Origin of the sequence: Halococcus salifodinae DSM 8989 (assembly GCF_000336935.1) — an archaeon.
Classification (GTDB): Archaea; Halobacteriota; Halobacteria; order Halobacteriales; family Halococcaceae; genus Halococcus; species Halococcus salifodinae.
Map to the genome: position 1 here is coordinate 15954 of NZ_AOME01000072.1, position 14450 is coordinate 30403.

The 14450-nt window shown below is 65.9% G+C and carries 12 protein-coding genes; 8 read left to right on the forward strand and 4 right to left on the reverse strand.

The window, feature by feature from the left end; all coding sequences use genetic code 11:
- Window positions 1-59 precede the first annotated feature (59 nt).
- From C450_RS14495 to C450_RS14505, 3 genes are all read left to right on the forward strand, one after another.
- Entirely contained in the window at window positions 60-1442 is a 1383-nt protein-coding gene (locus tag C450_RS14495) for a hypothetical protein (protein ID WP_005044628.1), read from the forward strand.
- Window positions 1443-1620: 178 nt separating this feature from the next.
- Window positions 1621-1971 carry a DUF7471 family protein gene (locus C450_RS14500; RefSeq protein WP_005044629.1) on the forward strand — a complete coding sequence of 117 codons (351 nt, stop codon included), beginning with the start codon at window positions 1621-1623 and terminating at the stop codon, window positions 1969-1971.
- On the forward strand, window positions 1968-2495 hold the full coding sequence (locus tag C450_RS14505; RefSeq protein ID WP_005044630.1) for a winged helix-turn-helix transcriptional regulator: 528 nt from the start codon (window positions 1968-1970) through the stop codon (window positions 2493-2495). The genes C450_RS14500 and C450_RS14505 overlap by 4 nt, the downstream gene beginning before the upstream one ends.
- A 104-nt stretch (window positions 2496-2599) precedes the next feature.
- On the opposite strand, the gene C450_RS14510 is transcribed toward C450_RS14505, so the two are convergent.
- A complete protein-coding gene (locus tag C450_RS14510; RefSeq protein ID WP_005044631.1) occupies window positions 2600-3604 on the reverse strand; it encodes a ferritin-like domain-containing protein in 1005 nt (334 codons plus the stop codon).
- 251 nt (window positions 3605-3855) lie between these two features.
- Here C450_RS14510 and C450_RS14515 point away from each other — a divergent pair, with 251 nt between their 5' ends.
- On the forward strand, window positions 3856-5013 hold the full coding sequence (locus C450_RS14515; RefSeq protein WP_005044633.1) for an iron transporter: 1158 nt from the start codon (window positions 3856-3858) through the stop codon (window positions 5011-5013).
- A 149-nt stretch (window positions 5014-5162) separates the two neighbouring features.
- Here the strand turns inward: C450_RS14515 and C450_RS14520 are convergent, their stop codons facing one another.
- Complete coding sequence (locus C450_RS14520) at window positions 5163-6233, reverse strand: DUF7350 domain-containing protein (RefSeq protein ID WP_005044634.1); 1071 nt, start codon at window positions 6231-6233, stop codon at window positions 5163-5165.
- A 158-nt stretch (window positions 6234-6391) separates the two neighbouring features.
- Between C450_RS14520 and C450_RS14525 the strand changes: the two genes are divergently transcribed.
- Entirely contained in the window at window positions 6392-7612 is a 1221-nt protein-coding gene (locus C450_RS14525; RefSeq protein WP_049910265.1) for a hypothetical protein, read from the forward strand.
- An 81-nt stretch (window positions 7613-7693) separates the two neighbouring features.
- Here the strand turns inward: C450_RS14525 and C450_RS14530 are convergent, their stop codons facing one another.
- Window positions 7694-8719, reverse strand: coding sequence for a GNAT family N-acetyltransferase (locus tag C450_RS14530; protein WP_049910266.1), 1026 nt, complete (start codon window positions 8717-8719; stop codon window positions 7694-7696).
- 199 nt (window positions 8720-8918) lie between these two features.
- Here C450_RS14530 and C450_RS14535 point away from each other — a divergent pair, with 199 nt between their 5' ends.
- The 3 genes from C450_RS14535 (at window position 8919) to gdhB (ending at window position 13542) form a co-directional block, all read left to right on the forward strand.
- Window positions 8919-11792 carry a bacterio-opsin activator domain-containing protein gene (locus C450_RS14535; protein WP_005044638.1) on the forward strand — a complete coding sequence of 958 codons (2874 nt, stop codon included), beginning with the start codon at window positions 8919-8921 and terminating at the stop codon, window positions 11790-11792.
- Window positions 11793-12095: 303 nt separating this feature from the next.
- A complete protein-coding gene (locus C450_RS21725; RefSeq protein ID WP_005044639.1) occupies window positions 12096-12239 on the forward strand; it encodes a rubrerythrin-like domain-containing protein in 144 nt (47 codons plus the stop codon).
- A 1-nt stretch (window position 12240) separates the two neighbouring features.
- Entirely contained in the window at window positions 12241-13542 is a 1302-nt protein-coding gene (gdhB, locus tag C450_RS14540) for a glutamate dehydrogenase GdhB (RefSeq protein WP_005044640.1), read from the forward strand.
- 30 nt (window positions 13543-13572) lie between these two features.
- On the opposite strand, the gene C450_RS14545 is transcribed toward gdhB, so the two are convergent.
- Window positions 13573-14292: a polysaccharide deacetylase family protein gene (locus C450_RS14545; RefSeq protein ID WP_005044641.1), complete on the reverse strand. Its 720-nt coding sequence runs from the start codon at window positions 14290-14292 to the stop codon at window positions 13573-13575.
- Window positions 14293-14450: the final 158 nt, after the last annotated feature.

The window sequence follows — 14450 nt, forward strand, 5'->3', positions numbered from 1 at the left end:
GAATCGTACCAGATCGACGTATCAGAGCCTTCTTTGGGACTCTCCGGTGTGATTCGGCAATGAAGTGGCGTCGATCGATCGTCACGGTCTGGCTCGCACTCGTCGGCGTCGTCGGCGTCGCGAGCGGCCACCAGGTCGCGAACTCGCGGTTCGCCGCGCCGATCCCCCTGACCTTTCTGTTCGGTGGCGCGGGCGTCACGGTCGCCGCGACCGCGCTCTGGCTCGGTGTGACGGCCGAGACCGTCTCGACGGCGCGGGCGTGGCGGTCTCGCTTTCGAATCCCGGATGGGATCGCGACCGGCCTCCGCTACGGCGCGCGAGCGGTCTTTTTCGCTGGTTTTCTGGTCACGGTGCTCCACGGTCTCCTCGGCCCGCAGGTCGACGCCGAGAACTTCGCCACGGTGTTCACGTGGGCGGTCTGGCTCAAGGGCGTCGGCCTCCTCTCGATCCTCGTTGGCAGCCCGTGGCGAGTGCTGTCGCCGTGGCGCACGCTCTACGACGGGCTGGTGCGACTGGAGGGGCGCGAGATCGCCGCCGTTGGTGCGTACCCGTCGTGGCTCGGCCACTGGCCCGCCTTCTTCGGGTTCGTCGTCGGGATCGGGATCGTCGAGAACCTGACGGTGATCCCCCGCTCGCCCGCCGCGACCGCGGTCATCGTCGCCGGCTACGCCGCGGCGATGGTGCTCGGCGGCGTGGCGTTCGGGAACGAGTGGTTCCGCCATGCCGACGCGCTGTCGGTGCTCTATCGGTTGTTCGGTCGCGTCGCACCGGTGGGATTCGTCGGGACGGATGGGGGGTATCGCCTCACGCTGCGTCCACCGTGGGCGGGCTGTACCCAACGCGTTCGTGATGTCGCCCTGGTTGCGTTCGTCGTCGCCACGGTCTATACGGTGAGCTTCGACGGCTTCACGAGCACGGCGACGTATCAAACAGTACTGTTCGATCTCCGGGACGCGCTCGCCAGCGGCCCGACGACCAGCGTGCTCGTCTACGCGGTCGGACTGTGTGGGTTCGTCGCGGTGTTCGTCGCCGTCAGCGCGGTGATGGCGTCCGTGGCCGACGAGAGCGGGGCGTGGCGTGAGACGGCGCTCGCGTTCGCACCGACGGTGCTCCCGATCGCCGCCGCCTACGAGGTCGCACACAACTACCCGTTCGTGATCGAGAACGTCGGGCGACTCGCGGCCATCGGGTGGTCGATCACCGTCGCGCCGATCGATCCGATCGATTCGCTCGAGTGGCTGACGCTCCAGGCGTTCTGGGGATCGCAGGTCCTCCTCATCGTCGTGGGCCACGTCATCGCCGTGGTGGCCGCCCACCACGTGGCGCTCGACCGCTACGGGACGCTCTCACGGGCGCGGCGAACCCATCTCCCGCTCGTGGTGCTGATGGTCGGGTACACGGTGCTGTCGCTCTGGATCATCTCCCGGCCCGTCGTCGCCTGATAGCGGTGCGTCGTCGGGATTCGGCGATCGCACCACAACCGTTATTCACGCTACCCGATGATTCCTAGATCAGTCGATCGTCGGCAACCGCTTGGGGACGAACACCGTCAGCCGTCGTTGTGGATCGTCGTCCGATCCGTCGCCCCGGGCGAACCGCGATCGCCGTTTCACGAAACAGATGTCGAGCTACCTACTCCACTTCGGGATGGGGCACGGCTCCGTGTCTCTGGAAACGCTTGCCCTGCCGAGCGTCCTCGTGCTGGCTGGCGGCGCGTCGGTGATCGTCGTCGGCCTCGCGATCGCCGCGTTCGCCCAGCGTCGCTCGCGGTCGTATCTGCTGATCGTGCTGGCGCTTTTGACCCTGTTGGCCAGAACCGTCGTTGGCTGGCTGGCGATGGGTGAACTCCTCCCCGTCGGGATGCATCACCTCATGGAGCACGCACTCGATGGAGTCATGGCCGTCCTGCTCATCGCCGCGGTGTACTTCGCCCGCACGACCGACCCGACGACTGGCGGGGAACGCGCATGAGCGAGACCCGCGACCGGATCGCCCGACACGTCCACACTCATCCCGGCGTTCACTTCAACGCCCTCGTCCGCACGCTCGATCTCGCGCCCGGCCAGGTGCAGTATCACCTCAAACGACTCCTCTCGACCGATTCGGTCGTCGACGAGCAGCTCTACGGCCAGACACACTACTATCCGATCGAGTGTAACGACTGGAGACGCGGCGCGCTCGCGCTGTTGCGCCGCGAGACTGTCGGCGACATCGCCGCCGTGCTCTGCGAACACGGGTCCGCACGACCCCAGTGGGTGGCCGACGAGCTCGACATCGCGCGGAGCACGCTCGAATGGCATCTCGATCACCTCGTCGAGGAGAACGTGGTCGTCAAGCACCGCGACGAGCGCAACCACGTCACGCTCACGCTCGCGCAACCGGACGAGACGGCGGCGTTGCTCGACGAGATCACCCCGTCGACACCGGAGCGCATGGTGGATCGGTTCACTCGCCTGACCGACAGGCTGCTCGACGAGCCGTCTTCCAACGAATAGGCCGACCGACGACTGGGTCTCGGTGCGGACGAACACAACGAGTCCGATCTGTTTTCGAAAACGAACGGTCTCCGATACGGGTCGAAACGCTGCCGTTGCCCGTCTCACTCCGAGGCGACGAACTCCTTCGCGATGGGGAGCACCTGCTCCATCGAGCGAGCGGAATCGAACGCATCGGGAGCCGCTCGGCGACGGTTCAGCGTATCGAGGTAGCTCGCGTGGCGTGCCTCGACCGAGTGGATGCTCAACGCGGGGGGAACGAGATCCGGGTCGGAGAGCAGGGGTGCTGCGCCTGCGTACGCGGAGACGCCGACGTCTTCGAGTCGCGCGGCGACCGCAACGAACTCCTCGAACGTGTCGTAGTCGAACTCGTAGTCGGCCTCCTCGACGGGGTTGCCACCGAGATCGGTGATGGTCTGCGTCAGCTTTTCGACGTGGGCTTTCTCGTGATCGCGGATGTCTTCGAGCTGCTGGTACGTGGAGAAGCGAAGCGTCGGCCGGTCGAAGTACCGTGCGATCGCCGACCGCTCGACGTCGTGTTCGCTGAACGTTCCGCCGCTCGATGCCAGACCCTCACGGTAGAAGGCGTGTTCGAGGTGTTCGAGCGTGAGTGCGTAGTTCAGGACGTCGATGTCGCTGATGGCCATGTCGTCCGGGAGGGCGATATCGTCCGTCCCGGCGTAGCCGTGCTCGCCCGAGTCGTCTTGCTCCCAGAACAGCGTGCCCGTCGACTCCTCGCCGGTGAATCCCGCACCGTCGAGCGGGAACTGTAACACGAGGTCGTCGTTGCCGTCGCCGTCGACGTCTCTGAGATTACCGTCGCCGACCGGCCGAACACCGCCGCCGTTGCCGAGGATTTCGTGGGTGCCGAAGCGATATCTGACGGCGCGATCGGTCGGATCGAACACGACGGTCTCACCGTTTTCGCCCGTGAACTCGGTGTACCGTACCGCGACCGAAACCCGGCCGTTCTCGTCCGGTTCGACCCGATTCCCTTCACGTTCCGGAGCGATATCGATAGCGAGTTCCTCCGGGAAGTGCGCGGCGGCGGTCGTACTGACGACCGGAATCGCGGCAGCCGTCGCCGCCGTCCCGATGGCGGCTTTCATGAATCGACGACGATCGGTGTTCTCCGACGGATCGCTTGTGGATTCTCTGGGGGAGTTCATGTGAGTTCCAGTACCCCTTGGTGGGGCTGTTCGGATGTTCAAGCGGTTCCGTATAGTGATTTCTGGCACGACTCTCGAAACGAACGTCGGCTCGCGGGGGGGTGAATATCTGCCATGATAGTCGGGGCCACGGCACGAATTCGAGAGACGGACCAGAACCGGTTTTTCCACGGGGCCACAAACCACGTACGATGGATCGCCGAACGTTTCTGCGGGCTTCCGCCGGCGTAACGGGCAGCGTCGCCCTCGCCGGCTGTTCCAGCTTGTTCTCCGTCAGACGGGGCGACCCGCCGCTCGTCGAAAACCGTCCCAATGCAGTCTACTATCCGACCCACACCGAGGGCATGGAGATGGTCGGCATGAGCGGGATGGGTGGGATGGCGATGAACGACGCAGGTGGAATGGACATGAACGGGTCGAGCGCGATGTCACCGACCAACTCGACGAACGGGGACGGGAACGGCGCGAGCGACTACGCGTTCGGATCGATGTACTCGTATCCCCACCGCTTCTGGACCGCCAACGGCAACGAGACGCGGAAGATCTCGATCCAGCAGGAAGACACCGTGCATCTGATGACGTCGGTCTGGGAGCCGAAAACTCGAACCGTGCTGCCGGATACCGGTCTCTCGGTCGAGATCACGCAGAACGGATCGGTCGTCTCCCAGGAAGTGATCTACCCGATGCTGTCCCAGAAGATGGGGTTTCATTACGGCGCGAACTTCGGGCTCGACGGCAACGGCACCTACACGGCGACGCTCAGCGTCGGCGGGATGTCGACGCGCCGGACGGGCGAGTTCGTCGGGATGTTCGCCGAGCCAGCGAGCGTCGATATCGAGTTCGAGTACACCCGCACCGACAAGAAATCGATCGATTACACCCGGACGAAAGGGCAGCGCGAGGGGAGCCGGGACGCGGCCAAACCGATGACCATGGAGATGGTTCCGAACTCGACCGTTCCCTCGAAGTCGGAACTCCCCGGCGAGATCGTCGGCACGCAAACCAGCGGCGACGGCCGATTCCTCGCGACCGTACTCGACGAGCCACCACGAGGTATCGACGCGAGCGGCCCGTATCTCGCGGTCTCGGCGCGAACGCCGTACAACCGCATGGTGCTCCCTGCGATGGCGCTCTCGGGGATGCTCCGGAGAAACGGCCAAAGCGTCTTCGACGGTCCGTTGCAACCGACGCTCGACCCCGATCTCAACTACCACTACGGAACGGTCGTCGACAGTATCGAATCGGGCGACGAACTCGAACTTTCGGTCGATACACCCCCACAAGTCGCTCGTCACGAAGGCTACGAAACTGCGTTCCTCGATATGCCGCCGATGACGTTCACCGTATAGGTCGTTCGAAACGTCCCGTTCGATGCGATCCCTCTCGGGTGACGACCGTTCTTCGTGCGCTCACGACGAGCGATACGAGAGCGACACGAATCTGAGACCGAACCGCGATCGGAGTGGCGGCTGAGCCGAATGTTCTGATCGTACACGGGCTATGTGGTGCTCGGGTTCGGGACCATCATCTCTACCGGCTGCATATCGATGAAGGCGGTTTCGTACCCGTCGTGGCGAGCGATCTGTGGCGGCGTGTTTACGGTGATTTTCAGTTCGTCGCCGGGCAGGATGCTCTCCATAGCGGTGCTGTAGTGATATCCCACGCTGGGATCGAGCGTCCGTTCGAGGGGGCCGTCGAACACTCGCTGAGCACCTCTCGACACCGTCACCGATAGCGACATGAACGGGAGGACGATCCGGTTGTACGGCGTCCGTGGAAACACCGCGAGCCGCGTGGCTCCGTTCGTGCTCCGGATCACGGTCACGACGAACGTCGCGTCGCCGGACCGTTTCGTGCCGAGTCGCGTTCCGGGCAGCGCGCGCTTCGGCGGTGCGCGGCCGACGGACACATCCATCCCCATGTCCATCGGCTCGACGGCACCGCGCTCGCCCTGTCTGTCGGGGAGCTGTCTGAGCGCCAGATCGTACAGCTCGGCGGTGTCGAACGCGAACTCGAACGTCGTCATCACCGGATTGGAGAACGTCCCTTCGAACCGTCCGGTCCGGCGCATCCCCGTTCCACCGATCGAAACCCTCGCCTCGTAGGTGCCGTTGCCGTCGAGCCCGAAGTTCGCGCCGTAGTGAAACCCCATCTTCTGGGACAGCATCGGGTAGATCACCTCTTGAGCGACGAGTTCTCCATCCTGGACGATCTCGGCCGAGAGGCCGGCATCGACCGGGATCACGATGCCGCTTCGGTCGTCCCAGATCGCTGCCATCAGATGGACCGAATCCGCCGACTCGACGACGGTTTTCCGGGTCTGGCTGCCGCTGAGGGTCCAGAAACGGTGGGGGTACGAGTACATGAGCGCGACCGTGTACGGCCCCACAGAACGGGTGCCATACATCGACATCCCCTCGGTCACGGCCGGGTAGTACACGGCGCGGGGCCGGTCACTCACGAGCGGCGGATCACGCCACGCCGACTGAGTTCGCAGGCCGAGCGTTTCGAGACAGCCCGCGGTTGCCGCCGTGCCGGCAGCCGCGGCCAGAAACGCGCGTCGCCTCATCGTCTCATTGTTTGTGCCACGTTCACATACGACTACTGGTTCGATCGTCGAACTCAGCCCACTCACCGCTATCGAGCCGTCTCACAGCGGGAGTGCCGGAGCACGGTCGAAGCACCGTCTCCAACGAACACATATACCAGGGGAACGTGGATCCACCAATGAGCAGTCGAACCGGCCGGAACCACACCGTGGCTGGCGATTCGCAGCGATCGGCGTCCGCAGGTGCCGGCCTCGGTCGTCGTCTTCTCGTGCTCGCTATCACGCTCGTTGCAACCATCGGAACCGTCCCGCTCGCGTCGGCGCACGGTGGTCACCTCTACGTCAACGGTGTCCACCTCTCGCAGTCGTACGCGTTGATTCCACTCGTTCTCGGGGCCGTCATTGCCGTTGGCAGTGTCTATCTGCCCCGGTTGCGGCCATCACTCTCGGGCTACGCGCTTCACGGCGTTCTCGTTGGCCTCGCCATCGCGGTCGTCGGTGGGATCGCGGTCGTCCAGCTCTCGCCGTACGAGTGGCTGACGGCGGAGCCGGTGATCCCGCGATCGATCCACGAACCACTGCTGCTCCTGCTCGGCGGTGTGATCATGCTCGGCAGCGTGATCGGCGGCCAGATCCGGTGGCCGACACGGCCCCGCTACGCCGGCCTCGGTGCCCTCCTCGGTCTCTGGGTCGCCTACCCCGGATTTTCGGTGTTCGGCATCTACACGCCGATGAACCCGCTCGGACATCTCATCGTGCTCTCGCTGCCGGTGGCGGTCGGATACGTCCTCTGGCACGACGCCCGTGACGTGTTGAGCGCAGTCGTCGCCGACCGGACGGCGCGCCGGTTCGGCGTCGCCGTCGGCCTGCTCGGGGTCGTGTTCTTCCTCTTCTCGGCGGGGATGGCTACGGTCGTCCCCGACAGCGGTGAAGGTCTCTCGTGGGCGGAAGGGTTCATCACGACGCTACCCACTCTCGGGCCGCTAGTGACGTGGCCATCGGTCGAGGTCTGGGCCCCGTCGATCCCGTTCGCCGGCATGGTGTCGGTCGGCACGCTGATCTTGCTCGCCGTGCTCGGCAGCCTCCTCGGACTGAACGCCGCAGTGTTCGCCCATCAGTGGGGGACTGCGGCGGGTGGCGCATCGCCGACGACGGCGGGTGCGGTCGGCCTCGCCGCCCCACAGGCGTGCTGTTGCTGCGGTCCGCTGCTCTCCCAGCTCGCGATCGTGACACTCGGCCCGTCGGCCGCGGCCCCGTTCTACCTGCTGTTCGCCGATCCCTCGTCGTCGATCGGCTCGCTGTTTTTCGTCGCCAGCGTGGCGATCCTCGCCGGGACGCTCGTCAACGCGGCCGGATCGACGGCCAACGCCGAGCCCGAACAGTGTGTGGTGCCGGCCTGATCTCGGGTACTTGTCGTCAGTCCGAACGACAACAGCACGACGAACGACGCGATCCCGATCGGCGAGGGAGAGACGTTCCTGTTACAGACCGACGCGATCGACAGCCTGATTCACCAGCCGATACGCGCCCTTGGCGGCGTCCATCGCGGGCCCGCCGGACTCGATGACGTACGACGGCGCGAGGTCGGCCCCGAACTTCGATTTGTACCGGCAGAGCCGTTCGGTGTTCGCGCCGACGAGGTCGTACTCCGTGACCGATTCGATGGGCGGATCCTCGGCGACATCGCGGATGATCCGCCAGTGGAGCAGGCTGTTGATGCTGACGCCCTCGTGAGTCGCGCGTGCGCCGCCGAGCCAGTAGTACGCCGCATCGTTCGAGAACAGCGTGATGACGCCGCCGAGATACTCGCCGTCCGGATCGCGCGCGACGTACACCCGCGACCGCTCATCGAGATCGGCGATGACGTCCCTGACGTACGGCCACGACGGCCCGAACCCCTCGTCCTGTTCTGCGTATCGGGCCTGCGTCTCCCGGAACACCGTCTCACCGCCGCTGAGGCCCTCCGTTTCGATCTCGACGTCGAGGTCCTCACCAGACCTGATCTCACGCCGGAGGCTCCGACTGAACGAGCTCAGTATATCGTCGGGCGATCGGTCGCCGACCTGAAGTCGATAGGTGAACGAGGGTTCGACCGAGAGGTCCGCCCACCGATACGGACGGGGATCGGTGTACTCGGGGTGGCCCAAGAACCGACACAGCGTCGTGGACGATTCGACGCCGAGCACGTCGAGGACGCCGTTCGTGAACTCGCGGTTGACTTTCTCGCGTTTGCGCTGTTTCGGGCTCGTCGGCATCACGATCGGCCCCAGATGCGGCACGGCCATGCCGGGTGGCGGCGACGAAATGACTCGGCCCCGCCCCATGCTCCGGACGAACACCGGGAGCATCCCCACCAGCTGTTCGCCGCGGTAGCCGCCGAGACAGAGTAGATCGCCCGCTGCGTGGCGGTCGAGCACCGAGAGCGCCGACGCGGTGTGAAACACTTCGAAGCCCGTGTTCGGGAGCCCGTCGTCCCACGCCGCGAGATCCATTCGTTCGATGTTCATGGGATGCGAGGGGGAGAGCGTGTGCTGTCTGCCATCGATACCTGTCTCACTCCGGCTATCGAAGAAAGTGTTTCGTGTTGGGGGATCGGTTGGCCCGTGCTCGCCCGGCGATTCCCTGGCAATCGCCCGGCAATCGCTCGACACCCCATCGATGTTCCCGTCGGTGCGTTGAACTCGGTCGAGCCTGTACTCGCGTGACATGGCGACTGCAGCGGACACGCTGGACGGATCACACGTCCTTCTCGTCGGTACGGCCGAGTGGATCGCTCCCCTCGCGGATGCGCTCGAAACCCACGGATCATCGGTGCGGACGGTCGCGACTGCCGACGCCGCAACCGCTGTGCTCGACGATCACCCGATCGAGTGTGTCGTCAGCGAGCACGCTCTCGACGGGCGGACGGGGCTCGATCTCCTCCGAACGATCAGAGACGAGACCGCGACGCTGCCCGTCGTGCTCTGCACGGCGGCGGGCTCAGAGGCCGTCGCCAGCGAGGCGATCGCCGCTGGCGTGACGGACTACGTCGCGGTCTCCGACCCTTTCGAGTCGATCGTCGAGGACGTCCTCGCGCGGCTCGGCCAAGCCATCCGTACGGCCGACCGGACCGACACCAGGCGGGATCGCGCCCGCCAGTTCGACGCGACGTTCCACGACGATCGGACCGCGACCTGGGTGCTCGATCCGGACGGCTCGCTCCGGCGGGTCAACTCGGCCGCGCGTGAACTGATCGGAGCCGACGCTGGGAGCGTCGTCGGGGAGCCGTTCTGGACGCTGCCGTGGTGGAGTGGGACCGACAGAACACGAGCAGCCGTCGAGCGGACGATCCAGCACGCCATCGACGGTCGGTTCGACAGCTCGACCGTCTCCAGGGAGCGCGAGGACGGAACCTCACAGACGCTCGATCTCTCGGCTCGGCCAGTTCGGGACGAGACGGGGGCGGTCGTCTCGATCGTCGTCGAAGGTGTCGACGTCACCGAGCGCGTCTCGCTCGAACGCGACCTCCGCGAGTCCGAGGAGCTCCACCGGGTCACGCTCAACAACATGACTGATACGGTGTTGATCACCGACGACGACGGCGCGTTCACCTACGTCTGTCCCAACGTCCACTTCATCTTCGGCTACACCGCCGAAGAGATCCACGATCTCGGCTCGATAGCGGGCCTTCTCGGACCGGATCTGTTCGATCGGGACGAGCTGGCCGCCGAAGGTGTGCTGAAAAACATCGAGTGCACGGCGACCGACAAGGCGGGCCGCGAGCACACCCTGCTGGTGAACGTGCGGGAGGTCTCGATTCAGGACGGGACGCTGCTCTACAGCTGCCGCGACATCACCAAGCGAAAGCGACGCGAGGAGGCGCTGGCCGGGCTCCACACGACGACACGCGAACTCCAGTACGCCGGCACCACCCAAGAGATCGCCCAGGTCGTGGTCGACGACGCGGCCACGGTGCTCGATCTCGACGCGAGCGCGGTCTACCTCTTCGACGCCGACGAGAACGCGCTCGAACCGGTCGCCGTCTCGAACGGGATGGAGCGACTCGACGGACCGTTGCCGACACGGCGGGCGGACGACGAAACCATCCCGGGCCACACCTTCGTCGCGGACGACGCCCGGTTTTTCGACGACGTTCACGATGCCGACCGGCTCGCGAACGAGGCGACCGGGATCCGGAGCGGGGCGTACATCCCGCTCGGCGAGCACGGCGTGTTCATCGCCGCCGCCGGGACGGTCGGGGCGTTCGACGAGATCCTCCGGGAACTCACCGACTTGCTCGCGGCCACCGCCGAAGCCGCCCTCGATCGGGTCGAGCGCGAGAGCCGGCTCCGCGAGCAGGAGCGCGAGCTGCAGCGGCGAAACGCCCAGCTCACACGGCTCGACGGGCTCAACGAGATCATCCGCGAGATCGACGGAGCACTCGTTCGCGCGGAGACCCGCGAGGAGATCGACCGCGCCGTCTGTGAGCTCCTGACGGCCGAGGACCGGTTCGCGTTCGCGTGGATCGGCGATGCCGACCCGACCACCGAGACGCTGGAGCCACGGGCCTGGGCCGGGGCCGAGCAGGGCTATCTCGACAGCGTGTCGTTTTCGATCGGCACGTCGGAAGCGGAGGAACCGGCGGGCCGGGCGGCAGCCACCCGAGAACTCCAGACGGTTTCGAACGTGGCCGATCGACTCCGGGAAGCACCGTGGCGATCGGCGGCGATCACGCGCGAGTACCTGTCGGTGCTCAGCGTGCCGCTGGCGCACGACGACTTCGAGTACGGGGTGTTGACCGTCTACGCCGGGACGGCGAACGCGTTCGACGGAACTGCACGAGCCGTGCTGGCCGAACTCGGCGAAACCATCGCGTCGGCGACCAGCGCGATCGAGCGGAAGAACGCGCTGTTGACCACCGCGAACACGCGTCTGGAGTTCGAGACGCGTGACTCGGCGTTCGTGTTCGCCCGCCTCGCCCGCCGCTCGGGCTGTTCGCTGACCTACGAGGGCGGCGTTCAGCGGACCACGGACGGCGTCTACGTCTTCGTCAGCGTGACCAATGCCGCCATCGAAGACGTCGTCGCTGCGGCCCGAAACCTCGTCTCGATCGACGAGGTCGAGCGGATCGGGACGGACGACGAGGCGGGTGTGCTCCGGCTCCGCCTCTCCCAGCCGTTCCTCGCGCTCGATCTCGCCGACCACGGAGCCGTCCTCCGACGCGCCACGGCCGACGGCGAGACCGCAACACTCGTCGTCGACGTGCCCAACAGCGTCGACGTCCGTCGCATCGATCGCCTCGTCGCGGAAGCGTTCGCGGACGTCGAGCTCCTGTCGAAGCGGTCGGTCGACCGTGCGTCGTCGCGGGACCTCCACGCGGCCTTTCTCGATCGGCTGACCGACCGCCAGCTGGAGGTGCTTCAGACGGCGTACTACAGCGGCTACTTCGAGTCGCCGCGCGAGAGCACGGGTGAGGAGATCGCGGCGACCCTCGAAATCTCGCCGCCGGCGTTCTATCGTCACGCGCGGACGGTCCAGCGCAAGCTGTTCACCACTCTGTTCGACGACATCGGCGTTCCGTCCGCCGCTACTGCCGACTGAGCCGTGCTCCGGTACGAGAGGAGGCGCCGATCCCATAGCTACCGCGTGGCCCGAACCATCCACCAGGTCTCGCGTGTTCGCCTCTCGCCGGTCGCTCTCGTGAACTCGTCGACGATACCGGTATGGCGTCGATCCGTCAACGACTCGCGACGCCGCGACCCAGACCAGCGGATGGACGGACGAACAAACCAGGCGTGAGGGACCACAGCTCAGCGGGTACGTTCAATAACGAACCCCCGGTTCTGAAGGAAGTTCGTTGTTGAACACCGCTGGTCATCCGTCGAGAGTTCTTCCTAGAAAACGATGCGAGACGTCGATCAGAACGCCGATAGCGAGACGCCGTACGAGTGCTTCGACTGTGGCACGATCGTGCTGACGGCGACGAACCCTGGCCAGTGTCCCGACTGCGGCGGCGAGATGCGCAACCGACTGATCCCGCTCGAATGAGATGAGTTCGGACTCCACACCGGGCGAAGCCGGTTCGGCAGTATCCACCGCCGATGCAGCCGAGACCGAATCCGCGCTCGACACCGCCCGCCGACAGCTCGCCCGCGCGGCCGAGCACGTCGAGATCGACCCGAACGTCGTCGAGCGACTCGCCCATCCGAACGCGGTTCACGAGGTCTCGATCCCGCTCGAACGCGACGACGGCACCGTCGAGGTCTTCACCGGCTACCGCGCCCAACACGACAGCGTTCGCGGACCGTTCAAGGGCGGCCTCCGCTTCCATCCGGGCGTGACCCACGACGAGTGCGTGGGGCTCTCGATGTGGATGACGTGGAAGTCCGCCGTGCTCGACCTCCCGTTCGGCGGGGCGAAAGGCGGGATCGTGGTCGACCCGAAGGCGCTCTCCGCCGACGAGAACGAACGCCTCACGCGACGGTTCACCCAGGAGATCCGCGACGTGATCGGACCGACCCACGACATTCCGGCCCCCGACATGGGCACCGACGCCCAGACGATGGCGTGGATCATGGACGCCTACTCGATGCAGCAGGGCGAGACCACACCGGGCGTCGTCACCGGCAAACCGCCCGTCGTCGGCGGGAGCTACGGCCGCGAGGAAGCCCCCGGCCGGAGCGTGGCGATCGTCACCCGTGAGGTCTGTGCCCACGACGACCGCTCGCTGTCGGGAACGACGGTGGCGGTCCAGGGGTTCGGCAGCGTCGGCGCGAACGCGGCCCGACTGCTCGACGACTGGGGAGCCTCGGTCGTTGCGGTGAGCGACGTCAACGGCGCGATCCACGATCCCGACGGGATCGACGTCCACGCGATCCCCACCCACGAGGAGGAGCCCGAGGCGGTCACTGCCGGCGTCGACGACGTCCTCCCGAACGAAGAACTCCTCGAACTCGATGTCGACGTGCTGATCCCGGCGGCGATCGGTAACGTCCTCACCGAGGCGAACGCCGGCGCTGTCCAGGCCGATCTCGTCGTCGAGGGCGCGAACGGCCCGACCACGTCGGCGGCCGATACGATCCTCGAGAAGCGAGACATTCCGGTCATCCCCGATATCCTCGCGAACGCCGGCGGTGTCACGGTCTCGTACTTCGAGTGGCTCCAGGACATCAACCGTCGAGCGTGGTCCTTAGAGAAGGTCAACGAGGAGCTCGAAGCCGAGATGCTGGCGGCGTTCGAGGACGTTCGGACGCAAGTTGACGAACGCGACGTGACGTGGCGCGATGCCGCCTACATCGTCGCACTCTCCCGGCTCGCCGAGGCCCAGGAAGCGCGCGGTCTCTGGCCGTAGACCGCTCTTCGAGACGGCTCCGATCGCGAATCAAACCTCGATAGCGCCGAGTTCGGGATCGTCGAGGCGCTCGTACAGCTCGCCGGGCGGGCCGACCCACGCGTCGAGTTCGAGCGCGCGCTCGATCAACCGCCGATAGAGTTCGCGATAACCGGGGAAGTCGTCGCTTAGCAGCCGTGGGTGCCAGAGCACCGTCATCACCGCGTCGTTGTCGGCTGCCTCCGTGAGCAACCCCTCACAAGCGTCCCACGCCGCCGCGAAATCTCCTTCTTCGACCAGCGCGGTTTCCATCGCCGTGAGCGGGAAGACCACGAACTCGTCGTCGAACGGCCGGAGCGGCTCGTGGCCGTGTTGGAAGCCGTACTCCGTGCTCGATCCGAGCGAACTGTCGTAGTCGAGTCCGATCGCACGGTGGTGTCGCCACGTTTCTTTCCCGGGTGCGAGGTTGAGGAAGTGCTGACGGCCGCCCGTCACTTCGTGGCCGAGCGCGCGCTCGATTTTCGCCTTCTCCTCGCGGAGCCGATCGCGGTCGTCGAACGAGTTGAACGAACCGTGAAGACCGACCTCCCATCCGCCGGCGTCGAGCGCCCGGACGATGTTCGTGAGATCGATGGTCTCGACGTCGTACCGACCGAGATGCTCGATCCAGTACCGGGGATTGCACCACTGCTGGAACGGCCGGTTGCGGAGGCCGGGCTCGGAGAGGAAATAAAACGCGGAGCGAACGCCGAGATCGTCTTCGAGGCCCATCAGCGACTCGAACTGCCAGTAGGGGTTGTGACCCGGTCGGAACGCGGCGAGCTGTCCGAGGTCGCGTTCGATCAGCGCGTCGGAGATCGCCTGATAGGTCTTGTACGGCCGGTCGACGTCGTGGGTGAGACCTGTCTCTTATACACATCTCTGAGCGG

Bases quoted from the DNA above. Each gene is read 5' to 3' on its own strand.
- C450_RS14495 (WP_005044628.1), top strand. From the start codon at position 60: ATGAAGTGGCGTCGATCGATCGTCACGGTCTGGCTCGCACTCGTCGGC.
- C450_RS14500 (WP_005044629.1), top strand. From the start codon at position 1,621: ATGTCGAGCTACCTACTCCACTTCGGGATGGGGCACGGCTCCGTGTCT.
- C450_RS14505 (WP_005044630.1), top strand. From the start codon at position 1,968: ATGAGCGAGACCCGCGACCGGATCGCCCGACACGTCCACACTCATCCC.
- C450_RS14510 (WP_005044631.1), bottom strand. From the start codon at position 3,604: ATGAAAGCCGCCATCGGGACGGCGGCGACGGCTGCCGCGATTCCGGTC.
- C450_RS14515 (WP_005044633.1), top strand. From the start codon at position 3,856: ATGGATCGCCGAACGTTTCTGCGGGCTTCCGCCGGCGTAACGGGCAGC.
- C450_RS14520 (WP_005044634.1), bottom strand. From the start codon at position 6,233: ATGAGGCGACGCGCGTTTCTGGCCGCGGCTGCCGGCACGGCGGCAACC.
- C450_RS14525 (WP_049910265.1), top strand. From the start codon at position 6,392: ATGAGCAGTCGAACCGGCCGGAACCACACCGTGGCTGGCGATTCGCAG.
- C450_RS14530 (WP_049910266.1), bottom strand. From the start codon at position 8,719: ATGAACATCGAACGAATGGATCTCGCGGCGTGGGACGACGGGCTCCCG.
- C450_RS14535 (WP_005044638.1), top strand. From the start codon at position 8,919: ATGGCGACTGCAGCGGACACGCTGGACGGATCACACGTCCTTCTCGTC.
- C450_RS21725 (WP_005044639.1), top strand. From the start codon at position 12,096: ATGCGAGACGTCGATCAGAACGCCGATAGCGAGACGCCGTACGAGTGC.
- gdhB (WP_005044640.1), top strand. From the start codon at position 12,241: ATGAGTTCGGACTCCACACCGGGCGAAGCCGGTTCGGCAGTATCCACC.
- C450_RS14545 (WP_005044641.1), bottom strand. From the start codon at position 14,292: ATGGGCCTCGAAGACGATCTCGGCGTTCGCTCCGCGTTTTATTTCCTC.